This is a genomic window from Mesorhizobium sp. M3A.F.Ca.ET.080.04.2.1 (genome assembly GCF_003952525.1).
GTDB lineage: Bacteria > Pseudomonadota > Alphaproteobacteria > Rhizobiales > Rhizobiaceae > Mesorhizobium.
On the sequence record NZ_CP034451.1, the window covers coordinates 4,197,245 to 4,223,277 of the forward strand.

Genomic DNA, 26,033 nt, shown 5'->3' on the forward strand with positions numbered 1-26,033 from the left:
TTTTTGCTGCGACCGCGCCGCCATGGACATGGCTTTGCCATCTAGAATTGCATAGATTCGTGGTTAATCGGTACGGTTAAACGGCCTTTAACCTTTGCAATTCATTATCCACCCGAGGCAACCATCTTCGGGCGTCGTCCCGAGGCTTCTTAGGGGTGACAGTCATGTTCAATACAGCAAGAATGGCGGCGTTTGCCGCGCTGTTCGCAGGGGCAGCCGGACCGGTCTTCGCGGCCGATATGGTGGAGCCGATGGTCGAGCAGGCACCGCCGCCTGTCGTCGAGGCGCAGCCGGCGGATGTCGGCGGCTGGTATATCCGCGGCGACATCGACTACCACCAGTCGGATCTGGATAGCATCGACTACATTACATACGGCCCCCCGCCCGGCACCAACGATTTCGATTTCGGCGACCTCAAGGGTGGATTCTCGCTGGGCGCCGGCGTCGGCTACAAGGTCAACGACTACTTCCGCACCGATCTGACTGCCGATTACTGGTTCAAGTCAGACTTCAACGGCCAGACCTCCGACCTCGTCACGACGTCGACCGAGGTCTCAAAAATGAGCGCCTTCCTCCTGCTCGCCAATGCATATGTCGATCTCGGCACCTATCATGGGATCACGCCTTACGTCGGCGCCGGCATCGGCGGCGCGCGTGTCAAATGGGACGACGTCAGGGACCCGAACACCACCGAGTTCAACCCCGGCGTATCCAGCTGGCGTTTCGCATACGCTCTTATGGCCGGCGCTTCCTACTGCTTGACCGACAAATTGATCTTGGATGCGGGCTATCGCTTCTCCCATATCCAGGGAGGCCGCATGTTTGAGTTCGATACGAGCAGCTCCGGGCCAGGTTTCGACCATGGCATCGATACGCACGAGGTGCGCGGCGGCCTGCGCTATCAATTCGGCGGCAACAATGGGTGTGCCGCGCCGGTCGTGGCCTATCAGCCCGAACCTGAGCCCATCTATACCAAGTAGGCGTCCATTTTTCGAGGCATTGCGAACCGCCCGGCGATCCGCCGGGCGGTTTTCCTTTGTCAAGCGTTGGGCAAAAGTCGATCGAAATCAATTCGGTAACTGACTGTTATCCTTAACCGGCACTTAACCACTATGGTTAACAATGCATCCTGGAAACGGCAGCTGTGCTCGCGTTCGCGACTGGCGCCACCTTCAGGAGCCGGGGACCATGATATCAAAATCGCGTATTGCACTGGTGCTCGCCGCAATCGTGCTGACGCCGGCGACGCAGGCGCTGTCGGCCGACTACGACCCGCCGATCTATGTCGACCAGGCGCCGGACTATCAGCCGGTCGAGGTGGGCTCCGGCTGGTACCTGCGCGGTGATGTCTCCTACCTGGTAGACAAGAGCTTCAAGGACCAGAATTTCAGCTCCACCCCCACCAGCTTCAGCGAGAGTGAAGATCCGATCTTTGCAAGCATCGGCTTTGGCTACCACTTCAACGACTATCTGCGCGCCGATCTCAACCTCGGCTATCTGCCGGGCAACGAGGTCAGTGTCAGCTACGATGATTCAACGACTGTGATACCGCCGGCAACGGCGACCGTGGCTTCCGCGACCCTCAAGAACAATGCCATCTCCGGCATACTCAACGGCTATGTCGATCTTGGCACCTATGTTGGGGTCACGCCCTATGTCGGCGCCGGTGTCGGCATCGTTCGAAGCAAATATAGCCTTTCGGCTAGCTATTTTACCGACAACTTGGACCCTACCGATGACTTTGTCGTAAGTGACAACAAGACGAAATATTCCCTGGCATATACTTTGAATGCAGGTTTTGCCTACCAGGTAACGAAGAATGTAGTGATTGACCTCGGATATCAGTATTTCTCGGCGCCTGATGCCGAGTACGCCACGGCCGACAGTCTGAATTCCTATTCCATCCACAAGGGGATCAGCAACAACCAGGTCAAGCTGGGTCTTCGCTACGACCTCTGGTGAGCAGCGCAACTCCTGAAACGCGAAACGGCGGATCCACTGATCCGCCGTCGTTTCGCCGTGTAGTGAAAAACCTGACGAATATCCCGCCAGCGACAAAAACTTTGCTCTTGACGCCGGAAGGCTGACAGCATATCGCCGTCCGTGGGCCACCCCTCCCCAACGAGGGGCCACTATCTGGAAGGATAGACCACGATGACGACGCTTACCAAGCCCGGACTCCGTCCGGCAAATCCCAATTTTTCCTCAGGTCCCTGCGCAAAACGCCCCGGCTGGTCGGTCGAGGCGCTGAAGGCTGCCGCGCTCGGACGTTCCCATCGTGCCAAGATCGGCAAGAGCAAGCTCGAGCAGGCGATCGAGCTGACGCGCGAGATCCTGCAGGTGCCGGCCGACTATCGCATCGGCATCGTGCCGGCGTCGGACACCGGCGCGGTCGAAATGGCGCTGTGGTCGCTGCTCGGCGCGCGCGGCGTCGACATGGTCGCCTGGGAAAGCTTCGGTTCCGGCTGGGTGACCGATGTCGTCAAGCAGCTCAAGCTCGCCGACGTGCGCAGGTTCGAGGCCGACTATGGTGCGTTGCCTGATCTGGCGCAGATCGATTTCGATCGCGACGTGGTCTTCACCTGGAACGGCACCACCTCGGGCGTGCGCGTGCCGAACGGCGATTTCATTCCGGCTGGGCGCAAGGGGCTGACCATCTGCGACGCGACGTCGGCGGCGTTCGCGCAAAGGCTCGATTTCGAAAAGCTCGATGTCGTCACCTTCTCCTGGCAGAAGGTGCTGGGCGGCGAGGGCGCGCACGGCATGCTGATCCTCAGCCCACGCGCCGTCGAGCGGTTGGAGACCTACAAGCCGGCCTGGCCGCTGCCGAAGATCTTCCGGCTGACCTCCGGCGGCAAGCTGATCGAGGGCATCTTCAAGGGCGAGACCATCAACACGCCGTCGATGCTGTGCGTCGAGGACTATCTCGATGCGCTCAACTGGGCGAAGTCGATCGGCGGCCTGGACGCGCTGATCGCCCGCGCCGATGCCAATGCCGCGGTGCTCGACCGGTTCGTGGCGCAATCGCCGTGGCTCGGCCACTTGGCGATCGACCCAGCGACGCGCTCGAACACGTCCGTGTGCCTCTCCTTCAGAGATGCGGACGTGGCGGTGCTCGATGCCGACGGCCAGGCGGCCTTCGCCAAAGCCATCGTCTCGGTGCTCGACAAGGAGGCTGTGGCCTACGACATCGGCGCCTATCGCGATGCGCCTCCGGGGCTGCGCATCTGGTGCGGGGCCACGGTCGAGACGTCCGACCTCGAAGCGCTGCTGCCCTGGCTCGACTGGGCCTTTGCCACGCAGAAGGCGTCGCTGAAAGCAGCGGCCTGAAATCCATTCGCGGCGGCCCGCGAGCCGCCGATCCCCAAACGGATCAAATCCCATTTTCGAAGGAGGTCGCCATGGCGCCCCGCGTTCTCGTTTCCGATAAACTTTCTCCCACAGCCGTGCAGATATTCAAGGATCGCGGCGTCGACGTCGACTATCTGCCCGATCTCGGCAAGGACAAGGAAAAGCTGCTCGAGGTGATCGGCCAGTATGACGGCCTCGCCATTCGCTCGGCGACCAAGGTCACCGAGAAGCTGATCAATGCCGCCCCGAAGCTGAAGGTCGTCGGCCGCGCCGGCATCGGGGTCGACAATGTCGATATCCCCGCCGCCAGCCGCAAGGGCATCATCGTGATGAACACGCCCTTCGGCAATTCGATCACCACTGCCGAGCACGCGGTTGCCATGATCTTCGCGCTGGCGCGCCAGATCCCGGAGGCCAACGCCTCGACGCATGCCGGCAAGTGGGAAAAGAACCGCTTCATGGGCATCGAGATCACCGGCAAGACGTTGGGTGTCGTCGGCTGCGGCAATATCGGCTCGATCGTCGCGACACGCGGAGTCGGCCTGAAGATGCATGTCATCGCCTTCGACCCGTTCCTGTCGGACAGTCGCGCCGAAGAGCTCGGCGTCGAGAAGGTCGAGCTCGACGAGCTCTTCGCCCGCGCCGATTTCATCACGCTGCACACGCCGCTGACCGACAAGACGCGCAACATCATCAATGCGGCCGCGATCGCCAAGATGAAGTCCGGCGTGCGCATCATCAATTGCGCCCGCGGCGGGCTGATCGTCGAGGCCGACCTGGTGGCGGCGCTGAAGAGCGGCAAGGTGGCCGGCGCCGGCATCGACGTGTTCGAGACCGAGCCGGCGGAGAACAATGAATTGTTCGGCCTGGAGAATGTCGTGGCGACGCCGCATCTCGGCGCCTCCACCGCCGAGGCACAAGAGAATGTCGCGCTGCAGGTCGCCGAGCAGATGTCGGACTATCTGATCAAGGGCGCCGTCTCCAACGCCATCAACATGCCTTCGATCACCGCCGAGGAAGCGCCGAGGCTGAAGCCCTTCGTCAAGCTTGCCGAAGTGCTCGGCGCCTTCGTCGGCCAGGTCACCGAGGATCCGATCAAGGAGGTCGAGATCCTCTTCGACGGCTCGACAGCGTCGATGAACACGCGGGCGCTGATCAGCGCCACGCTTGCCGGCCTGATCCGGCCGCAGGTCTCGGACGTCAACATGGTGTCGGCGCCGATCTTGGTGAAGGAACGCGGCATCATCGTCGCCGAGGTGAAGCGCGACAAGTCGGGCGTGTTCGACGGCTATATCAAGCTGACGGTCAAGACCGAGCACAGGACGCGTTCGATCGCCGGCACCTGCTTCTCGGACGGCAAGCCGCGCTTCATCCAGATCAAGGGCATCAACCTCGACGCCGAAGTCGGACAGCACATGCTCTACACCACCAATGCCGACGTGCCCGGCATCATCGGCCTGCTCGGCACCGTCTGCGGCGAGAACGGCGTCAACATCGCCAACTTCCAGCTCGGGCGCAACCGGCCCGGCGGTGACGCCATTGCGTTGCTCTATCTCGACGCGCCCTTCCCGGAGAAGGTCCTGGATCAGCTGCGGGCGCACAAGTCGATCGATTCGGCCAAGCGGCTGCGGTTCGACGTAGGCGATTGAGACACGCCATTGGGAATGCCCCGCATCGCTTCGGCAAGCGGGGCATTTTGGTGCCGCTCTACAGGGCAGCCTTTCGGCCGCTGTATTCGGCGAGGGCAATGCCGCCGAGCACCAGCACAAGCGCAAGACCTTGATAGAGCTGGAATTTCTCGCCGACGATGAGCACCGAGAGCAGCGTGCCGAAGATCGGCACAAGGTTGATGAACAGCCCGGCCCGGTTGGCGCCGATCAGTTCATTGCCCCTGATGTAGAAGATCTGCGAGACCACAGAGGCACCGAGCGCGGTGTAGGCCGCGATCGCCCATCCGCGCGCGTCCGGGACGATGACACGTCCCGCCGCGACCTCCCAGACAAAGAAGGGCAGCGAGGTCAAAAGCGCGGCTAAAGACAAGGCCAGTATCAGGCTTTGCCAGCGGATCGCCGGCTTCAAGCGCAAACCCACCGAATAGAGGCTGTAGCAGAGCACCGCGACCAGCATGATCGCGTCGCCATAGTTGAGACCGAGCTTCAGCAACTGGGCCAGATCGCCGTGGCTCGCGGTGAGTGCGACACCCATGATGGTCAGCGCGACGCCGACGATCTGCAAGTGGCGCACACGCAGCCGGAACAGCGCGAAATTGGCAATGATGATGACGATCGGTATGGCGGCCTGCTCGATCGAGACATTGATGGCGGTGGTGTAGTTCAACGCCGTGTAGAAGATGACATTGAAGAATGTGAAGCCGCAGGCGCCGAGGCCGGCGAGCAACAGCCAATGCCGGCGCACCTGCGGCCAGTCCTCGCGCAACGCCCGCCAGCCGATGGGCAGCAGGATCATCACCGCCATCACCCAGCGCAGGAACACCAGCGTCATGGGCGAGACGTGGCCGACAGCCAGCTTGCCGGCCACGGAATTGCCGCCCCATAGCAGGGTGGTGAGGAAAAGGAACAGGTAGGCGTTCCGATGCATCGCTGATTCCGAAGTGAAGGATGGTTCGACCTGCGGGCCGGCCTATTGCGCAAGCCGACCCAAGTAAATGATGCGAAAGCCGGAATCGGTTGTGCCTCGGACTGTTCCCGCGCGGCAAAGAAAGGGTCGCATCGGCGTGCACATGAGGCTATAGAGGCCTGTCGTTTCAAGCCGCCAGGGCGGCATCTCAAGGGAAAAGAACATGGCCAATGTGGTGGTCGTCGGCTCGCAATGGGGCGACGAGGGAAAGGGCAAGATCGTCGACTGGCTGTCGGAGCGGGCCGACGTGGTCGTGCGCTTCCAGGGCGGCCATAATGCCGGCCACACGTTGGTCGTCGACGGCAAGGTCTACAAGCTGTCGCTTCTGCCGTCCGGCGTGGTGCGGCAAGGCAAGCTGTCTATCATCGGCAATGGCGTGGTGTTCGATCCGCATGCCTTCGTCGCCGAAGTGGCGAAGCTCAAGGCGCAAGGCGTTGACGTGACGCCCGAACGCCTGAAAATAGCCGAAAACACCGCGCTTATCCTGTCGCTGCACCGGGAGCTGGACGGATTCCGCGAAGACGCCGCTTCCAATTCCGGAACCAAGATTGGCACGACCCGCCGCGGCATCGGCCCCGCCTACGAAGACAAGGTGGGCCGGCGCGCCGTGCGGGTGATGGATTTGGCGGATTTGGAAACGCTTCCCCTGAAGGTCGACAGGCTGCTGACGCACCACAATGCGCTGCGCCGCGGGCTTGGCCATGCCGAGGCGACGCATGAGGCGATCATGCAGGAGCTGACTTCGGTCGCCGGCGATATCCTGCCTTACATGGACCGTGTCTGGAAGGTGCTCGACGACAAACGGCGCGCGGGCGAGCGCATTCTGTTCGAGGGTGCGCAAGGCACGCTGCTCGACATCGACCACGGCACCTATCCCTTCGTCACCTCGTCCAATACCGTCGCCGGCCAGGCCGCCGCCGGCTCGGGCACGGGCCCGGGCGCGGTCGGCTATGTGCTGGGCATCACCAAGGCCTATACGACGCGCGTCGGCGAAGGGCCGTTCCCGACCGAACAGCAGAACGAGGTCGGCGAATTCCTCGGCACGCGCGGCCACGAATTCGGCGTCGTCACCGGCCGCAAGCGCCGCTGCGGCTGGTTCGACGCGGTGCTGGTGCGCCAGGCCGTCGCCGTCAACGGCATCAAGGGCATCGCGCTGACCAAGCTCGACGTGCTCGACGGCCTGGACGAGATCAAGGTCTGCACCGGCTACAAGCTCGACGGCGAGCTTATCGACTATCTGCCGGCCAGCCAGGGCGCCCAGGCGCGCGTCGAGCCGGTCTACGAAACGCTCGAAGGCTGGAAGGGAACCACGGCCGGCGCAAGGAGCTGGAACGACCTGCCGGCGCAAGCGGTCAAGTATGTCCGCTACATCGAGGAGCTGATCGGTGCCCCGGTGGCGCTGCTTTCCACCAGCCCGGAACGGGACGACACGATACTTGTGACCGACCCGTTTCAAGACTAGTTTCACAGCCCTTCCCGGCGCTGCGACTGATTTGCGGTCGCCCGGGGAAAGAATGCAGGTCAACTGACGCATGGCGGATTTCGTTAGTGTTCTGAAAAAGTCGCTTGAGAAGCACGGCGAACCGTCGTCCGAGCTGCGCAAGCGGACGTACGAGAATGCTCGTGCGGCACTGGCGAAGAAGCTTGCGGATTATTCCCCGCCGCTCACGGCCGATGTCATAGCCAAGCAGAAGCGTTCGCTGGAAGAGGCCATTTCCAGCGTCGAGCGGGAATATGCCAAGCCGGCCCCGGCAGAAGATCCGCTGGCGGAGCTGGAGCATATTTTCTCGTCGATCGACCGCAACAAGAACCAGCCGAGCCATGTCCGGCAGCCGCTGGCCAAACCGGAGCCGGCCAGGCCCGTGCCCCCCAAACCGGCACCGGCGCCCGCAAAAGCGGAACCGGCGTGGCAAAGTGCGACGAAGAAGCCTGAACCCAGCTGGCCCCCGCCGCCGATGCCGTCGCCGCGCGACGACGACATCGGTCATGCCGCAACGGCACCGGCCGAAGCCGACGATGGCAGCGACGTCTTCGCCAATGACGAACAGCCGGCGGCCGAGAGCTTCCAGCGGGTGCGCCCGCCAGCGCGCAGGCGCAGCTATGGCGGGTTGACCGCCGCCGTCGTCGCGCTTCTGGTTCTGGCTGGCGGCGGCTACGGCATCTGGCTGAACAAGGCTGCGTTCGGCTCGCTGTTCGGCCTGGCTGGAGAGAGCAAGACCGTCGCGACCGAGCCGCTGGTCAAGCCGGCTCCGGCAAAACCGGCTTCCGAGACGGCGGCTGCCCCGCCGGCCGCGGGCACCAATGCGGCCGGTGCCAATGAACCGGCCGAAACAGCCAAGTTCACCCAACGCCTGACCCCGGAAGGCAAGGAGACCGATCCTGGCCCCGCCGGCGGACAGGCCACGATCGGCGAAGGCGAATCCGTCGCTGCGCTGACCACGCCGCCGACCGTCACGCCGGCGCCGACCATTCCGCCGGCTGCATCCGGCGCTGCTCCGGCGGCGCCAGCGCCGGGGGCACCGCCTGCCGGAACACCGGCGCCGTCCGCCGATGCCGCCAATCCACCTGCGACGGCCGCCGGGACCGCGCCGCCCGCCGCCGGGACCACACCGCCGGCGGCCGCCCCGACGCCACCCGCTGCCGGCGCTGCGCCTACGCCCGCGACGGCCGAAGCGACCGTGCCTGTTGGGCAGAAGGCGATCTTCTACGAGGAACGAACCAGCACGCAGCAGGGCACGGCTGAGCCCGGCAGCATCGTCTGGTCGCTGGTGCAGGAATCGCCGGGCGGCGACCTGCCGCCGGAGCCGGCGATCCGCGCCGAGGCGACGATCCCGGGCAAGGACATCCAGCTGCGCATGACGATCCGGCGCAACACCGACCAGACGCTGCCGGCCAGCCATATCATCGAGATGATCTTCCTGACACCGGAAGGATTTGACGGCGGCGGTGTCGACAACATCCTGCGCATCGCCATGAAGAGCTCGGAACAGGATGCCGGCAGCCCGCTGATCGGCATCCCGGCCAAGATCGCCGACGGGTTCTTCCTCGTGGCGCTCAACGACACCAAGGCCGATGAGGACGCCAATTTGACGCTGCTCAGGGGCCAGGCCTGGATCGACGTGCCGGTGGTCTACAAGACCGGACGACGGGCGTTGCTCACGATGGAAAAGGGCATTCCGGGCGAGAAAGTGTTTGATGAGGCGCTGAAGGCCTGGGCGACGAAGACGTCGGGGTGAGAAAACGGGTGGCGGCCCCGACGTTCAGAAGCCTTGAAACAGCATATCCAGCGCAGCGACGATCTCGTCGTGGTGTCGTGTCAGGTTAAGCCGGCTTTCGCCCAATTCCGTCGTCGAGACCGTTGCGATCAACTGCGTCGCCATCACCACTTTGCGTCCGTTGATCTCGAAGACGGGATGGAGCTTGCGCATCGGGGGCGGGGCCGAAGCCATAGGCAGAAGCGGGACAACGACCCGCGTCTTGAAATGATCGAGCAAGTCGGATTGGACGTCCAGAAGGTAGACGCCTTCGGAGCCGCTGGAGGCGAAGACGTCATAGCGCGCCATCAGAACTGCCGATGTTCCTCAAGCGGAATGCCATGCCTTTCGACATAGTCATTCCAGGAGTCCATCGTGTCGCGGTTCTCAAGCTTCCAGAGACGCGTCTTCTCGGCGGCCACGGCTTCCGCGATCCCGGCCTCGGCGGCACGGGACACGTTTACATTGAGACCTTTCGCTTCCTTCATGAGCTGTGAATCGATCGACAGATTTGCAGGCTGACGGACCGCGTTTGCAGCAATCTTGCGCATAATGGCCTCCGCAACATGCGTATACCATATGCGCTTTTCCTCGCTAAAACAACGAGCAGACTGTTCGGCGCCTACCCCTCCATCTCCTCGCGCAGCATCTCCAACTCCAGCCATTCCTCCTCGAGCGCCGCCAGCGTCGTGCGCTCCTTGTCGAGGGCGGCGATGGTCTTCTGGAACGAGGCGGGGTCGCGCTCGTAGAAGGACGGGTCGGCGATGTTGTTCTCCAGCCTCGAGATCGACGCGGTCACCGCCTCGATCTTCTTCGGCAGGGACTCCAGCGCGAACTTCTGCTTGAAGGAGAGTTTCTTGGCCGGGCTTTTCGCGTTGGCCTGTTCGGCCTTGGCTGTCGCTTCGCTTGCTTCAACCTTCGGCCTCGTCCTGCGCTCCTCCAGTCTTGAGCCGCCGCGCTGCGTCAGCATGTCGGAGTAGCCGCCGGCATATTCGATCCAGCGCCCGCCGCCGTCCGGAGCGATGACGCTGGTCACCGTGCGGTCGAGGAAATCGCGGTCGTGGCTGACCAGGATCACCGTTCCGGCAAAGCCGGCGACCAGCTCCTGCAGCAACTCCAGCGTCTCCATGTCGAGATCGTTGGTCGGCTCGTCGAGCACCAGGAGGTTGGCCGGCCTTGCCAGCACGCGGGCAAGCAGCAGCCGCGCCCGCTCGCCGCCCGAGAGCTCGCGCACCGGCGTGCGCGCCTGCTCCGGCTTGAAAAGGAAATCCTTCATGTAGGAAACGACGTGACGCTGCTCGCCATTGACAAGCAAGTTCTCGCCGCGGCCATCGGTCAGGTAGTGCGCCAGCGTCTCCTGCGGATCGACCGCCTCGCGCTTCTGGTCGAGCGTGGCGATCTCCAAATTGACGCCGAGCCGCACGCTGCCGGCGTCGGGTGGAAGCTCGCCGGTCAGCATCTTCAACAGCGTCGTCTTGCCGGCGCCGTTGGGGCCGACCAGACCGACGCGGTCGCCGCGCTGGATGCGGGTCGAGAAGCCCTTGACGACGGTCAGGTCACCGAAGCTCTTGTCGATGCCCTTTGCCTCGATCACCAGCTTGCCGGATTCTGCGGCGTCGCTGGCCACCATGGTCGCGGTGCCTTCGGCGCCGCGGTGGCTTCGGAAGCGCTGGCGCATGGCTTGAAGCTCACCGAGGCGGCGCATGTTGCGCTTGCGCCTGGCCGTCACGCCATAGCGCAGCCAATGCTCCTCGCGCACGATCTGCCGGCCGAGCTTGTGCTGCTCGCGCTCCTCCTCTTCCAGCACCTGGTCGCGCCACTCCTCGAAATGCGCGAACCCCTTGTCCAGCCGGCGTGTTTGGCCGCGGTCGAGCCAGACGGTGGCGCGCGAGACGCGCTCGAGAAAGCGGCGGTCGTGCGAGATCAGGATCACCGCCGAGGAGGTGCGGGCGAGCTCCTCCTCCAGCCATTCGATGACCGACAGGTCGAGATGGTTGGTCGGCTCGTCGAGCAGCAGGATGTCGGGCTCGGGCGCCATCGCGCGGGCGAGTGCCGCGCGGCGGGCCTCGCCGCCGGAAAGGTCGTTCGGCCGCTCCTCTCCGGTGAGGCCGAGATGCTCCATGAGATAGGTGGCGCGGTGCGGGTCGTCGGCCGGCCCGAGGCCCGCCTCGACATAGGCGCGCACGCTGGCGAAGCCATCCATGTCGGGCATCTGCGGCAGGTAGCGAACGGTCGCCGAGGGCTGGCGGAACACCTCGCCGTCCTGCGGCTCGATCAGCCCGGCGGCGATCTTGAGCAAGGTCGACTTGCCCGAGCCGTTGCGGCCGACCAGCGCGATCTTCTCGCCGGCGGAAGCGCTGAGCGCCGCGCCGCCGAGCAGCGGCGCGCCGCCGAAGGTCAGGACGATGCCGTCGAGATTGAGGAGAGGCGGCGCCATGTCAGCTTTCGGGAAGAGGATAGGGGTGGGCGAGAAGCAGAGCCCGGCCACGTTCGAGCGCAATGCCGAGCCGCCCCCTGACCTCGTTTGATATGGTGAGCGAGGAGCCGAACGCCACCTCGACGCGATCCAGCGGCCATTTGGCGCCGGTGACCGTCAGGCCGGCGAGATCGGAAAAGCCGAGCACCGAGAACAGAGTGCCGTCGGCATAGTCGAAACCGGCTGCTTTGCCGGGCAGGATTGGCACGCCTTCCTGCGCGCCGCTGGTCAGCAGCAGGTCCGTGCCCGCGTCCGCCAGTCGAAGCGCAAGCGCCAGATGCAAAAAGGCATGGTCGGCCCGCTTGCCGCCGAAGGCGCCGGCCAGCACCAGGCTGGTGGCGCCGCGCTGGAGGGCCTCGGCGATGGCGAGTTCGCCGTCCGTCATGTCTTTTTCGGTCGGAAAGATCTTTCGCGGCACGGCGGCCAGGTCGTCCGGCAGGTCCGCCGGCACCGAATCGAAATCGCCGACCCAGAGCTCCGGCACGAGGCCGAGCATGCGGGCATGGCCGATGCCGGCGTCGGCGGCGATAAGGCGCGAGCCTTCGATCTGGCGCTCGAGCCGCGGCGTGCGGACAAGCTCGCCGCCAAGCAGGATGGTGAATGTGCCCATGGGTGTCGCCCTTACCAGCCCGGCCCGCGAAACGGAAGCCGGGCGCATCCAAACGGAACGGCGCTCGTTTTAGAATGAACCGTGATGCATTGGAGGCCCGGCAAACTTCCGCTTGCGCGCCGTTTCGGCCGGGCCTATGTCTGCAGCCGCTCTAACGGGGTGCCGGACGCTGTTTTCGCGGCCGGCTGAGAGGCAGACAAGCCAACCCGCTGAACCTGATCCGGTTTGTACCGGCGGAGGGATTAGACGTTTCGGACCATCCGGCGCCTCAATTCCTTGTCACACCAACGAAGGAGGCGCCGATGCGCTCACTGCTGTCCCGGCTTATTTTCGCAACAGGTCTTGTTTCGCTGCTGACAGGCGTCGGCGCTGCCGAGGCGAAAGACAAGCTCACCATCTATACTTATGAGAGCTTCACCGCCGAGTGGGGCCCCGGCCCGGCGGTGAAGAAGGAATTCGAGGCCGAATGCGGCTGCGATCTCGAGTTCGTCTCGGTCGCCGACGGCGTGGCCTTGCTCAACCGCGTCAAGCTCGAAGGCGCCGGCACCAAGGCCGATGTCGTGCTCGGTCTCGACACCAACCTGACGGCAGAGGCGAAGGCGAGCGGTCTGTTCGCGCCGCACGGCGCCGTAGCCGATGCGAATGTGCCCGGCGGCTGGAAGGACGACACTTTCGTGCCCTTCGACTACGGCTATTTCGCCGTGGTCTATGACACCGAAAAGCTGAAGAGCCCGCCGAAGAGCCTGAAGGAACTCGTCGAGGGTAGCGCCACCGACAAGATCGTCATCCAGGATCCGCGCACCTCGACGCCGGGCCTCGGCCTGCTTTTGTGGGTGAAGTCGGTCTATGGCGACAAGGCGCCGGAAGCCTGGGCCAAGCTCAAGACCAAGGTGCTCACCGTCACGCCGGGCTGGAGCGAAGCCTACGGCCTGTTCACCAAGGGCGAGGCGCCGATGGTGCTGTCCTACACCACCTCGCCCGCCTACCACATGGTTGCCGAGAACACCGAGCGTTACCAGGCTGCCTCGTTCGAAGAGGGCGAATACCTGCAGATCGAGGTTGCGGGCATCACGACCACGGGCGCGAAGAATCCGCTCGCGGAGAAGTTCATCGCCTTCATGACCGGGTCGAAATTCCAGGACATCATCCCTGAGACCAACTGGATGTTCCCGGCCGGCAAGACCGACAAGCCGCTCAACCCGGCCTTCGACAAGCTGGTCAAGCCGACCAAGACTTTGCTGTTCAGCCCCGAGGAAGTGGCAGCCAACCGCAAGGCCTGGGTGGACGAGTGGCTTGCGGTGATGAGCAAGTAGCTGGTCTTGGCTAGCCTTCTGAGATGAGTGTTCTACGGCGCCCCCCTCTGTCCTACCGGACATCTCCCCCACGAGGGGGGAGATTGGCTGTCATCGGCGATTTCGCCAATCTTAAACGTTGCGGGACCGGGCGGGGCGCCCGAACTTCCAATCTCCCCCCTGGAGGGGGAGATGTCCGGCAGGACAGAGGGGGGCGCGAAGGATCGCGGCATTCGCCAGCCAGCCCTGCCCACATGGTGCAGCGTGCAGTCCGCCGCGCGCTCTGAGGCCCGCGTCGTCGCCGGCGTCCTGGCCCTCGCGGCAATCGCCTTGCTCATCGGCGGCGCCTTCGCCGGCCTCATCTTCGAAGGCATCCACGATCCGTCCGGCGCATTCGCTGCCTTCGATGGCTATCTCTTCCGCGTCGCCCGCTTCACGCTGTGGCAGGCGCTGCTGTCGACGCTGCTGTCAGTCGCACCGGCGCTTCTGGTCGCGCGGGCGCTGTCCACGCACCCGCGCTTTCCCGGCCGAAATATGATGCTCAGGCTGTTCACCGTGCCGCTGGCGCTGCCGGCCATCGTCGCGGCGCTCGGCATATTGGCGCTCTATGGACGCGCCGGCTATTTCGCCGGCGTCCTGGGCAAGCTCGGCGGCCAGGAATGGCCGGGCATTTACGGCCTGTCCGGCATTCTTGTCGCGCATGTGTTCTTCAACCTGCCTTTGGCGACGCGGCTGTTCCTCGAAGCGCTGGGCACCATAGCGCCCGACCAGTGGCGGCTGGCAAGCCAGCTTGGCATGGGGGGCTGGCCGGCCTTGCGGCTGATCGAGTGGCCGGCATTGCGCGCGGCATTGCCGAGCGTCGCCGGACTGGTCTTCATGCTGTGCATCACATCCTTCACCATCGTGCTGACGCTGGGCGGCGGGCCGGCGGCCACGACACTCGAGGTCGCTATCTACCAGGCGCTGCGCTTCGATTTCGATCCGGCCCGCGCGGTGGTGCTGACGCTGCTGCAGATCGCCCTGACCGTCCTCGTCATCGCCGTGCTCTCGCGGCTCGGCGCCAATACGGTCGGCGACGCCAATCTGCCGGTGGCGCGGCGCCGGTATCTCTCGTCAGGCAAAACCGAAACGGTGCTGAACGCCTGCCTGATCGCGCTTGCGCTGCTGTTCGTCGCCGGGCCGATGGCGGCGACCGTTTTGGCGGGGCTGCAGGCGGATCTCGGTCGGCTGGCGGGCGAAGACGCGGTGCGCCGCGCGACGCTCACCAGCGCCGGGCTCTCATTCCTTTCGGGGCTGCTTGCCGTGGCGCTCTCGCTGGCGCTGGTTGCGGCGCGGCGGGCGCTTGCCCTGCGGCGGCGCGGCGGCGCCATGAGCCTGCTCGAACATGCCGCCGACACCGGCGCCGGCTTCGTGCTGGTCGTGCCGCCGATCGTGATCGGCGCAGGCTGGTTCCTGGCGCTGCGCGGCGTCACCGACGTCTTCGCCATTGCGCCCGTGATGGTCGTCGCCGTCAACGCAATGATGGCGATGCCGTTCGTCCTCCGCGCCGTCCGCCCCGCCTATGATTCCGCCAGCGAACGCCACGAGCGGCTTTGCCTGGCGCTCGGCATTTCCGGATGGCACCGGCTGCACCTGATCGACTGGCCGGCGCTCCGGCGGCCACTGGCCACCGGCTTTGCCTTTGCCATGGCGCTCTCGCTCGGGGATCTCGGCGTGATTGCGCTGTTCGGCAGCGACTCGGTGCAGACCCTGCCCTATCTCCTGTTCGCACGCATGGGCAGCTACCGGACCGCCGATGCAGCGGGGCTCGCCTTGCTGCTCGGCCTCGTCTGCCTGATGCTGGTTGTTGCCGCCGACTGGCTGGGGCGGGAAGAAAGGTCATGACCATGGCCACCACCGGCATTCAGGCGGGGAAAGGCTCGGCCGTGCGGCTGGACAGCGTCTCGTTCAGCTATGGCGAGGCGATCTTCCGCTTTGATGCCGAGTTCGAGGCCGGCAGGATCACGGCGATCATGGGGCCGAGCGGCTCCGGCAAGTCGACGCTGCTCAATCTGGTGGCCGGCTTCGAATCGCCCGGAGCGGGCAGGGTTCTGATCGGCGGGGTGGATGTCGGGGATGTGCCGCCCTCGCTTCGTCCGGTGTCGATGGTGTTCCAGGAAAACAACCTCTTCGCCCATCTTTCGGTCGAAGCCAATGTCGGGCTCGGGCGTTCGCCTTCGCTCCGGCTGACAGATGGAGATCACGCCGCAGTCGCGGAGGCGCTGGCGCGTGTCGGCCTGGGCGGCAAGGAAAGACGGCTGCCGCGCGAGCTTTCCGGCGGCGAGCGGCAGCGCGTCGCGCTGGCGAGGGTCCTGTTGCGCAACCGGCCGGTGCTTCTGCTGGACGAGCCTTTCGCGTCGCTCGGCCCCGCATTGCGCGACGACATGCTGGATCTTGTGGCCGCCATCCATGCCGAGCGGCAAATGACGGTGCTTTTCGTCACCCATCAGCCGCAAGACGCGCGCCGAATCAGCCAGAATGTGGCCTTTGTCGACGCGGGTAAGGTCGCAGCCACAGGGCCGGCCGAAGATTTCTTCGATCGTGCTGGACCTGAAGCTTTCCGGCGTTATATCGGGAGCGAAGGCGCGGGCAACGGATCACAGGATATTGCCCGGAAGCGGACATAATTTACGCCCAAACCGTCAGGGTGCGATGCGGCGTTTGCTTGCCTTGTCAGGAGGAGTGTGGCTAGGTCCGGCCACACTGGTCCGGCATAGGCCGTGATTTGCCGAGAGATTTGGAACGGAGGCCGATCTGCCGACCGGCATCGAGAAAGTGCGGACGAAGCCGCTGGCGCGATTCCTTGCGCTGGCCAGCTTTGCCGTGGCGCTGGCGAGCTGCCAGATGTTCACGCCGCCGGATGTGCAGGAATCCGGATTCCAGCCTTCCGACAAGCCGATCACGGTCGACAATGTCGTCGCCAATGCCAAGCTGGCGGAAATGGCGAAGGCGCAGCATCCGCGCATCCTGGCCACCTATGGCGGCGAATATTCGGATCCGAAGCTCGAGCGGATGGTGGCCAAGGTCGTCGGCAACCTGACCGTGGTGTCAGCCAACCCGACCCAGACCTACCGCATCACCATCCTCAATTCGCCCAACGTCAATGCCTTCGCGCTGCCGGGCGGCTATCTCTATGTCACGCGCGGCCTGTTGGCGCTGGCCAATGATTCCTCGGAACTCGCCGCCGTCATCGCGCATGAGATGGGCCACGTCACCGCGAATCACGGACTGCAGCGGCAGCAGCTCGAGGCCGAGGAGGGGCTGGCCACCAAGGTCGTCTCCGACGTGCTCGGCGACAGCCCGACCGCCAAGGCCGCGCTGATCCGCGGCAAGCTGAAGCTGGCGCAGTTCTCGCGCAACCAGGAACTGCAGGCCGATGCGATCGGCATCAAATCGATCGGCGAGGCGGGCTATGACCCCTATGCCGCCGGCCGTTTCCTGCAGTCGATGTCGGCCTATACGGATTTCCGTTCGGTCAGCGGCGCCACCGATGCCAGCCTCGACTTCCTGGCCACGCATCCCAACACGCCGCAGCGCATCGAACTGGCGCAGCGTCTTGCCCGCAATTTCGGCCCGCCGGGCGTGGGCACTCGTGACCGCGACGCCTTTCTTGCCGGCATAGACGGCCTGCTCTACGGCGACACGCCGGAAGAGGGCTATGTGCGTGGCCAGACCTTCCTGCATCCTGGCCTTGGCGTGTCGTTTTCGGTGCCGGACGGCTTCGTGATCGACAATTCGGCCGCCGCCGTGACCGCCACAGGGCCTGGGGACATCGCGATCCGCTTCGACGGCGTGGCGATCGACAAATCGGTTTCATTGACCGATTACATCCGCAGCGGCTGGGTTGCCGGCCTCGAGGACGCAAGCGTCCGCCAGGAATCGATCAATGGCAATGAAGCGGCGATGGCGCATGCCGTCGCTCAAGGATGGCAATTCGACATCGCGGTGATCCGCGCCGGCGGCCAGGTCTACCGGCTGCTCACCGCCGCACCCTCGGCCAGCACGGCGCTGGAGCCGGTCGCGCGCTCCGTCAGCGGTTCGTTCCGCATCCTGAGCGCGGCCGAGAAGGCGGCGCTGAAGCCGCTGCATATCCGGGTGGTGACCGTGCAAGCCGGCCAGACCATGGGCTCGCTCGCCGCGCAGATGATCGGCGTCGACCGTAAGCTCGATCTGTTCCGGGTGCTCAACGCGATGTCACCGGGGGCCACGGTGTCGGCCGGCGACAAGGTCAAGATCGTCACCGACAGATAAAGCCCGGCTCCGCGTTCCGGCCGCTTCCGCCAGGATTGGCTCCGGCGGCCCGGGCATGCCGTCGCCGCTGCTACCCGGGGCTGCCGCTGACGGTGTCAAAGCCACCGCCGGTCCCGCTATCAGTGCTGCCGGTCGTGCCGCCGTCGGTGCCGCCAGTGGTGCCGCCGTCCGTGCCGCCGGTGCTGCCGCCGTCAGTGCCGTCAGTGTTGCCGCCGCCTTCGGAGGGACCTGGGCGGTCGCCGCCATTATTGCCACTCCAAGTAGCCCGCCCGGGTTCGTCCTGCACTGGTTTCACCGGTCTGACGACTCTCGGCGGCTTTGGCGCGGGTACGCGGATCACCTTTATCTTGGTTATTATTTTCGGCACGATCTTGGGCGTGCACACAGCGAGCGTCTGGAGGTTGCGCCCGCCAGGAGCGAGAGCGCTCGTCGAAAAGTTGCCTTGCCGCTCGATGCCGGCTCTGAGAAAGGCCATGGCGCGAACCGGATCGGCGGGCATGCCATTGCGGCCTTCCGTGAAGATCACCGCAAGATCGTTCATGGCATCGACATGCCCCATCGCCGCCGCCTTGAGCAGCAGGTCCAAGCCCTTGCCGGTATCGCGCTGGACGCCGAGGCCATTGAACAAGGCACGCCCCCAAGCGGCCATGGCGTAGGGATCTCCCCTGTCGGACGCTTGTGAATAGAAGGTGTTCGCTTTCGCAGGATCCGCCGCCGTCCCGGTGCCGGACGACGCGATATAGCCGAGCTCGAAGCCGGCGCGGACATGGCCCTTGTCGGCAGCAGCTTGGATGACCTTCCTGGCCTCGTCGACCTTGCTTGCCGCCAGCAGCGCCCGCCCGAGCTCGTAGCGGAAGCGGGCGACATCGGGGTAGGCCTTCACCGCCGCCTCGCAGGCCTCCACCGCCTGGCCGCCGATCTCATTCGGCAACCGGCCCGGGACGACGCCCTGCAGGTCGAGCGGAGCGCCCGCCGCCTGATCGCAAGGGTCGATGCTTGGCGACAGCTTCATCGTCGCCTGCTTGGACGATTTGCTGGCGCGGATTTGGAAGCCGACCTCGACAGGAACTGCCGAGCCGATCTGCGGCTCGTAGCGAAGATCGCCGACTTCCTTGGCCATCAGACTCGATTGAGGCGACAGAATGCGATCCGGCAGGGACAATGTTCCGGTCGCCGGATAACTCGCAAGCTTCAGGCTGATCGCCGGATCCTTGGTCGGGAAGTCCAGCTTCAATGGAACCGGGCCAACGCCGACAGGAATCGTGACGTCGCGGTTCTCGATCACCTTGACCGCGCCGGTGATATGGAGGCCGCGCTCCACGACCTGCTCCTTCTGCGAAGCCACGATCTGCCGACCCTCGGCGCCGCCGCCGCTCTTGATCCGCAGCACCAGAATGCCCTGGGATTGGCCGCCCCACTCGTCACGTGTGGTATAGGCCAACGTTTCCACCTGTTCCTGCGCGTCGATCGTCTTGGCCACCTCCATGCGCAGGCGTGGCAGATCCTTGCCCTGTATCGGTTCGGTTACGGCGACAGGTCGGCCGTCCAATGTCAGGCGCCCGAGCGTCGGAAGCGTTTCAATGCTGACGGTAACTGCGCCGCCGTCGACGTCGACCGGCTGTGGCAAGTCGAGGGCGACCGGGCCGACGCCCGACGGCACGACCTTCTCCAGCACCGGCGGCAGCGAGGGCCGGGTCGCCCGGCGCATCAGCACCACGTCGTCGATCAGCGAGGAGTTTTCCCAGGGAACCTGCTTGCCGTCGGTCGCCCGCACCACATCGCGGCGCACGGCGGCCATGACGGTGCGTATCTCCTGGTTCGGCGCCAGCGCACGGCGGGAAAAGGCGGATGAAAACGGGCTGAGGCTGCCGGTCCCGTCAAAGGCAACAGCGCCAGGCTCGGTAGCGAAGGCGATCAATGTGTTCTGCGAGCTTTTCACCTGCGCCAGGCCGGTGCCGCTTGCGGTGATCAACTGGTCGCGCAGCCAATAGTCCTTGCGTGGGAACGGATTGTTGCGGCAGGCATCGAGGATGATCACCTGGATCTTCGATTTCGAGCGCAATTGCTGCAGCACGTCGTCGAGCTTGATTGCCTGGACCTCGATATCGGCCGCATCCTTCAGGGAGGCATCGACGGGGATAAGAAAGTTCTCGCCGCCGATCTGAAAGCCATGGCCCGAATAATAGACGACCGCCAGATCGGCGCCGTCCGCCGCGGCCAGATAATTGCGGAACTGTTGTTCGAACTGCAGCTTGGTCAAGTCCTTGGCGACGAACACGTCGAAGCCGGCCAGCCGGAACGTGTTCGCCACGTCCTGAGCATCCTTGTCAGGGTTCTTGAGCGCAGGGATCTCTCGGTATTCTGAATTGCCGATTACAAGGGCAACCCGTCGATCGGCGCGAGCTTCGAACGTCGCGAAACCCACGAGGATCAAGGCTGCAAGGAACGCGCAGCATCGCAGCATCGCAAATCCTCACCCGCTATCGTCTGTCGGCTTCATGAAAGGCCAGTCGGCGCGCGCGGTCTGTTAAAGAATTCACAATCCGCAGATAGTTAAGAACAAATCCGCCCCGATGGCGAGATATTCTTATTTAGTAATTTTTTAAATTGGCAAATGCGAGTCGCCGCATAGCTCTCAGGCTGCCTCCGCGAGGAATGCGGGGTTCTGTTTGACCAGCGCCACCTTGAGTTTTTCCATGGCCCGCGCTTCGATCTGGCGCACGCGCTCCTTGGAGATGCCGAGTTGCTCGCCCAGCGATTCCAGCGTGGCGCCATCGTCGCTCAGCCGGCGCTCCTCGATGATTCTGAGCTCGCGTTCATTGAGCGCGCCGAGCGCGCCCTTCAACCAAACCGCGCGTCGCTCGACATCGATCATTTCGCCGACCACCTCGTCCGGCAGCGGATCCTCGCAGATCAGGAAATCCAGCCGCTCGGCGGCGCCATTCTCGTCGGCGAGCGGCGCATTGAGCGAGCTGTCGGGCGCCGACAGACGCGAATCCATCATCGCCACATCGGCTTCGGGGACACCCAGCGCAGCCGATACCTGACGGTAGAGCGAGGTGTTCGAGATCGGCTCGGCGCTGTTGGCCAGGCGGGCGCGGAGCCGCCGCAGATTGAAGAACAGCGCCTTCTGCGCCGAACTGGTGCCGCCACGCACGATCGACCAGTTGCGCAGGATGTAGTCCTGCATCGAGGCGCGGATCCACCACGTGGCATAGGTCGAGAAGCGTACCTCACGGGCCGGCTCGAAACGCGCCGCCGCTTCCAGCAGGCCGACATGACCTTCCTGGATCAGATCGCCGAGCGGCAGGCCGTAGTGGCGGAACTTGGAGGCCATGGAAATCACCAGACGCATGTGGGCGACGGTGATCCGGTGCAGGGCGTGCTGGTCGTTCTCTTCCTTCCAGCGAACGGCCAGAAGGTGCTCCTCGTCGCGCTCGAGATAGGGAGCCTGCATCGCCGCCCTGACCAGTGTCCGTCCTGCCGTATCTTCGATCATGGCGGTTTCCGTTGGCGGCTATGTTCATCGATGGTGGTTGAAATGGCGGCGCCGCGCCCTACAACAGCCAGCAACGTGCCAGGCGCGGGATTGGTTCCGATGCAACCCGTTGGCGCGCGACCCGGCGCGCGGTGCGAACACGACCGTCGCGGGCAGGCCGATTGGCGAGAGGCGGAGTCTTTTGAGAATTGCATTCCCGAGATGCCCGATTTTTGAAATCGCGTTCCTTATTTCGCCGAGTTCCATCTGCCAGTTTCCAGGCTCTCACAAACGCGCCGGCGCACCGGTCAAGACGGGATCACAGAAAAATGAAATGGCTCAAATCGCTCATCATCGCCGGAACGCTGCAGGCTCTGGCGATTGCCGCCGGACACGCCGGCGCCAATCTCGACCAGATCAAGCAGGCGGGCGTCATCAAGGTCGGCACGGAAGGCACCTACGCGCCCTTCACCTATCATGACGCGTCAGGCGCCCTGGTCGGCTTCGATGTCGAGATCGCCAAGGCGATCGGCGAGAAGCTCGGCGTCAAGGTCGAATTCCTCGAGGGCAAATGGGACGGTCTGATCGCAGGTCTCGACGCCAACCGCTACGATGCCGTCATCAACGAGGTCGGCATCACGGACGCCCGCAAGGCCAAGTATGATTTCTCCGATCCCTACATTGCCTCCAAGGCGGTGCTGATCGTTCGTGGCGACAACACCGACATCAAGACCTTTGCCGACCTCAAGGGCAAGAAGGCGGCGCAGTCGCTGACGTCCAACTTCGGCAAGCTTGCCGAGAAGAACGGCGCCGAGCTGGTCGGCACCGACGGCTTCGACCAGTCGATCCAGCTGCTCTTGACCGGCCGCGCCGACGCCACCATCAACGACAGCCTGTCCTTCCTCGACTTCAAGAAACACAAGCCTGACGCCAATGTGAAGATCGCCGCGCAGGAAGAGAACGCCGACTATTCCGGTGTCATCGTGCGCAAGGGCGATCCGGAACTGGTCGCGGCCATCAACAAGGCGCTGGCCGACATCAAGGCCGACGGCACCTACAAGAAGATCGCCGACACTTATTTCGGCCAGGACGTTTCGCAGTAAGGCATACCGCCTTTCCTTCTTGAATCCCGGCGGGCCGTCTTCGATGGTCCGCCGGTTTTTGCGTGATGGTCCTTTGAGGATGCCAGGCAAGACGCTGTCGCGTCCGAAAGGAGAAGGGCTCCGTGCCGCACTGGTTGCAACTGATGCTGGAGTCGCTGCCGACGTTGCTGTGGGCGGCGCTGATCTTCACCGTGCCGCTGACGCTGCTGTCGTTCGCCTTCGGGCTCCTTGCCGGGCTGGTCACGGCACTGATCCGGCTGTTCGGCCCGAAACCGCTGGTCGCGCTCGTCCGCTTCTATGTCTGGATCTTCCGCGGCACGCCGCTGCTGGTGCAACTTTTCCTGATTTTCTACGGGCTGCCCTCTGTCGGCGTCCTGCTCGATGCCTTTCCGGCCGCGCTGATCGGCTTCACCCTCAACATCGGCGCCTACAGTTCGGAGATCATTCGCGCCGTCATCGGCTCAGTGCCGAAGGGACAGTGGGAGGCGTCCTATTCCATCGGCATGACCTGGAGCCAGGCGATGCGACGCACCATCCTGCCGCAAGCCGGGCGTGTCGCAGTGCCGCCGCTCTCCAACACCTTCATCTCGCTGGTCAAGGACACTTCGCTGGCCGCCGCCATCACCGTGCCCGAGATGTTCCAGGCGGCGCAGCGCATCGTCGCCACCACCTACGAGCCGCTGATCCTCTATGTCGAGGCGGCGGCGCTCTACCTGGTCATGAGCTCGGTGCTGTCGGCGCTGCAGGCGCGGCTGGAGGTGCGCCTCAACCGCTATGGCGGCTTCCTGGAGGCGAACGCATGATCGGCCTCACCAACATCGAGAAGCGCTTCGGCGACAACCTGGTGCTGAAGGGCGTCACCGTCAGCATCGACGAAGGCAGCGTGACCGCCCTGGTCGGTCCCTCCGGTGGGGGCAAGAGCACGTTGTTGCGCTGCATCAACCTGCTGGAAATGCCGACCTCCGGCACCTTGCGGATCGGCGATGAGACACTGGAGTTCCGGCCGGGCGGCAAGGTGGCGGCAAAGGATGTCCAGCGCATCCGTCTGCAGACCGGCATGGTGTTCCAGAACTTCCAGCTGTTCCCGCATCGCACCGCGATCGAGAATGTCATGGAAGGGCTGGTGACGGTGCTGAAATGGCCTGAGCCGAGGGCGCGCGAGCGGGCGCTGGCGCTGCTCGACAAGGTCGGCATGGGGCACAAGACCGATGCCTGGCCGGCGACGCTCTCCGGCGGTCAGCAGCAGCGCGTGGCGATCGCGCGGGCGCTGGCGCCGTCGCCCAGGGTGCTGCTTTGCGACGAGCCGACCTCGGCGCTCGATCCGGAGCTGGCGCAGGAAGTGGTCGAGGTGCTCGGCCAGCTTGCTCGCGAGGGCACGACCATGGTGATGGCCACCCATGATCTCAGGCTCGCCTCCAAGATCGCGCAGGAGGTGGTGTTCCTCGATGCCGGCGCCATCGTCGAGAAGGGCCCGGCCTCGGTGGTGTTCGACAATCCGCAGCGCGAGCGGACCAGGCGCTTCATTGCCTCGTTGCGGCAGGAGGAGGCGCAGAAGGAAGCCGGCAGCGGCGCGAGCGGTGTGTAATGCATAGTCGCCCGGAATGTGCCGCGGTTCTGGCAACGACATTCATCAGGCTCAAGTATCCTGTCTTCAAAAACAAAAACCCGGCGCTCGGCCGGGTTTTCGTGTCGTGGTGAGCAAAAAGCCTCAGGCTGCTTCGTCCTGCTCGGCTTCCTCATTGTCGGCCTTGGCGCCGCGCTTCGGCCCCTTGTTGAGGTTGACCTCGATGAGGCGAACCGCTTCGGTCTCCGACATGCGGTTGACGGCGGCGATCTCGCGCGCCATGCGGTCCAGCGCGGCTTCATAGAGCTGGCGCTCGGAATAGGACTGTTCCGGCTGGTTGTCGGCACGGTAGAGGTCGCGCACGACTTCCGAAATCGAGATCAGGTCGCCGGAGTTGATCTTGGCATCATATTCCTGGGCGCGGCGCGACCACATGGTGCGCTTGATGCGGGCGCGGCCCTGCACCACCTTCAGCGCGCGGTCGACATAATCCTCTTCCGACAGCTTGCGCATGCCGATCGAGGTCGCCTTGGCGACCGGCACCTTGAGCCGCATCTTGTCCTTCTGGAAATCGATTACGAACAGTTCCAGCTTGTGGCCCGCAACCTCTTGCTCGTCGATGGACACGATCTGGCCGACGCCGTGGGCCGGGTAGACGATGAACTCGCCGGTCTTGAAACCGTGACGCGCTGCACTGGACTTCTTCTGCGGGGTGATCGTTGCCATTACGCCGTGAACTCCTTAGTTGTAGCGCCGGCATGGCGGCGCCGGCAAAACCCACGTGGTCGGCGGTCGCCGACTGTCAGCCGCGCACAGATGAGCCACCGGAAAAGCCGAGACGAGCTAACCGCATCATGATGCGACCGCCTGCCCCAGATCGCTCTGGTCCGGATGGAAAGCTCACCTTTCAGTGATTTGGGGCGTTAGCGCCATAAATCGACGTTGTGTCACCGGCATGTTTAGCTGATGTAACACAAAAAGTCGGAAGAATCAAGGTTTTGCTGCGGTCGCTAACAACGAACGCCATCGCTGCCTGTCAAGACAGTTATTGTGTCGGTCGTGTCATGCGGCGGTCATCGCAAGGCAGCCGCCGCGGATGTCAGTCGCCTTCGCCGGGCTCGGGCGAGAAATACTTCTCGAATTTTCCGGTCTCGCCGTCGAAGGCCTTGGCGTCGGCAGGCGGTTCCTTCTTGGCCGTGATGTTCGGCCATTTCTCCGCATATTCGGTGTTGACCTGCAGCCATTTCTCGAGCCCCGGCTCGGTATCGGGCTTGATCGCGTCAGCCGGGCATTCCGGCTCGCAGACGCCGCAGTCGATGCACTCGTCGGGATGGATGACGAGCATGTTCTCGCCTTCATAGAAACAGTCGACCGGACAGACCTCGATGCAGTCCATGTATTTGCATTTTATGCAATTATCGGTCACGACATAGGTCATCGCAGGCTCCGGGACGTCCCGTCTTTGCAGGGCTTTTTCAGGTGAGGTACCGCCTTTGCCGGTCGCTTGCAAGGGCGCAGCTTGTCGGCTGAACCGGCGTTTCCGGATTGCATTTCCAACAAGCGCCCGGCAATCGATCGGATCAATCTTCGCCGAGCAGCCGGTCGGTCTGGCGGCGTTCCCTTTTGGTCGGCCGGCCGCTGCCGGCCTCGCGCAGTGCCGGAATGGCGTCCGGGACCGCCTCGCCCTTCGGGGTAGGCGGCGGCGACATGTCCTCATAGAGCAGCCGCGCCTCTTCGGCCGGACCGCGTCGGGTTCCGGGCCCAAGCACCTTCCAGACCAGGATGCGCCCCTCAAGCGTGATGGTCAGCACGTCGCCCGGCTTGACCAGATCGGAGGCCTGCGCTGCTTTGTCGCGATTGATGCGGACCCGCCCGGCAACGACGATCTTCGCAGCCAGCGAGCGTGATTTCACCGCACGCGAGAAGAACAGCCATTTGTCGATGCGCTGGCGGCCTTCTCCAACCATCGCAACCGGCC

At 64.3% G+C, this 26,033-nt stretch carries 23 protein-coding genes and 1 riboswitch; of the genes, 13 read left to right on the plus strand and 10 right to left on the minus strand.

Translation table 11 applies throughout. From position 1 onward, the window contains the following. The first annotated feature begins 164 nt into the window (after positions 1-164). The 4 genes from EJ074_RS19980 to serA all read left to right on the plus strand — a co-directional run bounded on the left by EJ074_RS19980 (position 165) and on the right by serA (position 5,000). Complete coding sequence (locus EJ074_RS19980) at positions 165-980, plus strand: outer membrane protein (protein WP_095804679.1); 816 nt, start codon at positions 165-167, stop codon at positions 978-980. Positions 981-1,188: 208 nt separating this feature from the next. Then, positions 1,189-1,962: an outer membrane protein gene (locus tag EJ074_RS19985; protein WP_095804678.1), complete on the plus strand. Its 774-nt coding sequence runs from the start codon at positions 1,189-1,191 to the stop codon at positions 1,960-1,962. A 192-nt stretch (positions 1,963-2,154) separates the two neighbouring features. Next, positions 2,155-3,330 carry a phosphoserine transaminase gene (locus EJ074_RS19990; protein ID WP_095804677.1) on the plus strand — a complete coding sequence of 392 codons (1,176 nt, stop codon included), beginning with the start codon at positions 2,155-2,157 and terminating at the stop codon, positions 3,328-3,330. 71 nt (positions 3,331-3,401) lie between these two features. Beyond that, positions 3,402-5,000, plus strand: coding sequence for a phosphoglycerate dehydrogenase (serA, locus tag EJ074_RS19995; protein ID WP_095804676.1), 1,599 nt, complete (start codon positions 3,402-3,404; stop codon positions 4,998-5,000). A gap of 58 nt (positions 5,001-5,058) precedes the next feature. Here serA and EJ074_RS20000 read toward each other — a convergent pair whose 3' ends face one another. Further along, positions 5,059-5,949 (minus strand): DMT family transporter, encoded by an 891-nt coding sequence (locus tag EJ074_RS20000; protein ID WP_095804675.1) that lies wholly within the window; start codon positions 5,947-5,949, stop codon positions 5,059-5,061. A gap of 202 nt (positions 5,950-6,151) precedes the next feature. On the opposite strand from EJ074_RS20000, the gene EJ074_RS20005 reads away from it, so the two are divergent. Both EJ074_RS20005 and EJ074_RS20010 read left to right on the plus strand, forming a co-directional pair. After that, positions 6,152-7,450: an adenylosuccinate synthase gene (locus tag EJ074_RS20005; protein WP_095804674.1), complete on the plus strand. Its 1,299-nt coding sequence runs from the start codon at positions 6,152-6,154 to the stop codon at positions 7,448-7,450. A 70-nt stretch (positions 7,451-7,520) separates the two neighbouring features. Further along, the gene (locus EJ074_RS20010) at positions 7,521-9,224 is read left to right on the plus strand and encodes a hypothetical protein (RefSeq protein WP_129553662.1); all 1,704 of its coding nucleotides are present in this window, start codon (positions 7,521-7,523) and stop codon (positions 9,222-9,224) included. Between the two features lie 24 nt (positions 9,225-9,248). Here the strand turns inward: EJ074_RS20010 and EJ074_RS20015 are convergent, their stop codons facing one another. From EJ074_RS20015 to EJ074_RS20030, 4 genes are all read right to left on the minus strand, one after another. Then, positions 9,249-9,551, minus strand: coding sequence for a CcdB family protein (locus EJ074_RS20015; protein WP_095804672.1), 303 nt, complete (start codon positions 9,549-9,551; stop codon positions 9,249-9,251). Beyond that, a complete protein-coding gene (locus EJ074_RS20020; RefSeq protein ID WP_095804671.1) occupies positions 9,551-9,793 on the minus strand; it encodes a type II toxin-antitoxin system CcdA family antitoxin in 243 nt (80 codons plus the stop codon). Before EJ074_RS20020 ends, EJ074_RS20015 begins: the two co-directional genes overlap by 1 nt. Before the next feature lie 71 nt (positions 9,794-9,864). Further along, on the minus strand, positions 9,865-11,679 hold the full coding sequence (locus tag EJ074_RS20025; RefSeq protein WP_095804670.1) for an ATP-binding cassette domain-containing protein: 1,815 nt from the start codon (positions 11,677-11,679) through the stop codon (positions 9,865-9,867). A 1-nt stretch (position 11,680) separates the two neighbouring features. Next, complete coding sequence (locus tag EJ074_RS20030; RefSeq protein WP_129553663.1) at positions 11,681-12,328, minus strand: thiamine diphosphokinase; 648 nt, start codon at positions 12,326-12,328, stop codon at positions 11,681-11,683. A gap of 145 nt (positions 12,329-12,473) precedes the next feature. Further along, positions 12,474-12,587: riboswitch (TPP riboswitch) on the plus strand. 43 nt (positions 12,588-12,630) lie between these two features. On the opposite strand from EJ074_RS20030, the gene thiB reads away from it, so the two are divergent. From thiB to EJ074_RS20050, 4 genes are all read left to right on the plus strand, one after another. Then, on the plus strand, positions 12,631-13,641 hold the full coding sequence (gene thiB, locus EJ074_RS20035) for a thiamine ABC transporter substrate binding subunit (protein ID WP_095804668.1): 1,011 nt from the start codon (positions 12,631-12,633) through the stop codon (positions 13,639-13,641). Positions 13,642-13,884: 243 nt separating this feature from the next. Further along, positions 13,885-15,504 (plus strand): thiamine/thiamine pyrophosphate ABC transporter permease, encoded by a 1,620-nt coding sequence (gene thiP / locus EJ074_RS20040; RefSeq protein ID WP_245454883.1) that lies wholly within the window; start codon positions 13,885-13,887, stop codon positions 15,502-15,504. Next, entirely contained in the window at positions 15,501-16,286 is a 786-nt protein-coding gene (gene thiQ, locus EJ074_RS20045) for a thiamine ABC transporter ATP-binding protein (RefSeq protein WP_245420284.1), read from the plus strand. Before thiP ends, thiQ begins: the two co-directional genes overlap by 4 nt. A 217-nt stretch (positions 16,287-16,503) precedes the next feature. Continuing rightward, positions 16,504-17,910 (plus strand): M48 family metalloprotease, encoded by a 1,407-nt coding sequence (locus tag EJ074_RS20050; RefSeq protein WP_348627031.1) that lies wholly within the window; start codon positions 16,504-16,506, stop codon positions 17,908-17,910. Positions 17,911-17,980: 70 nt separating this feature from the next. On the opposite strand, the gene EJ074_RS20055 is transcribed toward EJ074_RS20050, so the two are convergent. After that, positions 17,981-20,374, minus strand: coding sequence for a caspase family protein (locus EJ074_RS20055; protein WP_176478329.1), 2,394 nt, complete (start codon positions 20,372-20,374; stop codon positions 17,981-17,983). Between the two features lie 171 nt (positions 20,375-20,545). Then, positions 20,546-21,409, minus strand: a complete 864-nt coding sequence (locus EJ074_RS20060) for an RNA polymerase factor sigma-32 (protein WP_095804665.1) — start codon at positions 21,407-21,409, stop codon at positions 20,546-20,548. Between the two features lie 308 nt (positions 21,410-21,717). Between EJ074_RS20060 and EJ074_RS20065 the strand changes: the two genes are divergently transcribed. From EJ074_RS20065 to EJ074_RS20075, 3 genes are all read left to right on the plus strand, one after another. Next, positions 21,718-22,491: an amino acid ABC transporter substrate-binding protein gene (locus EJ074_RS20065; protein WP_095804664.1), complete on the plus strand. Its 774-nt coding sequence runs from the start codon at positions 21,718-21,720 to the stop codon at positions 22,489-22,491. Between the two features lie 122 nt (positions 22,492-22,613). Beyond that, positions 22,614-23,294: an ABC transporter permease subunit gene (locus EJ074_RS20070; protein WP_095804663.1), complete on the plus strand. Its 681-nt coding sequence runs from the start codon at positions 22,614-22,616 to the stop codon at positions 23,292-23,294. Then, on the plus strand, positions 23,291-24,076 hold the full coding sequence (locus EJ074_RS20075) for an amino acid ABC transporter ATP-binding protein (protein ID WP_129553664.1): 786 nt from the start codon (positions 23,291-23,293) through the stop codon (positions 24,074-24,076). Before EJ074_RS20070 ends, EJ074_RS20075 begins: the two co-directional genes overlap by 4 nt. Before the next feature lie 123 nt (positions 24,077-24,199). Here the strand turns inward: EJ074_RS20075 and EJ074_RS20080 are convergent, their stop codons facing one another. The 3 genes from EJ074_RS20080 to EJ074_RS20090 form a co-directional block, all read right to left on the minus strand. Continuing rightward, positions 24,200-24,781 carry a CarD family transcriptional regulator gene (locus tag EJ074_RS20080; protein WP_095804661.1) on the minus strand — a complete coding sequence of 194 codons (582 nt, stop codon included), beginning with the start codon at positions 24,779-24,781 and terminating at the stop codon, positions 24,200-24,202. A gap of 373 nt (positions 24,782-25,154) precedes the next feature. Next, complete coding sequence (gene fdxA, locus EJ074_RS20085; protein ID WP_095804660.1) at positions 25,155-25,493, minus strand: ferredoxin FdxA; 339 nt, start codon at positions 25,491-25,493, stop codon at positions 25,155-25,157. Between the two features lie 142 nt (positions 25,494-25,635). Next, complete coding sequence (locus EJ074_RS20090; protein ID WP_095804659.1) at positions 25,636-26,022, minus strand: RNA-binding S4 domain-containing protein; 387 nt, start codon at positions 26,020-26,022, stop codon at positions 25,636-25,638. Positions 26,023-26,033 lie beyond the last annotated feature (11 nt).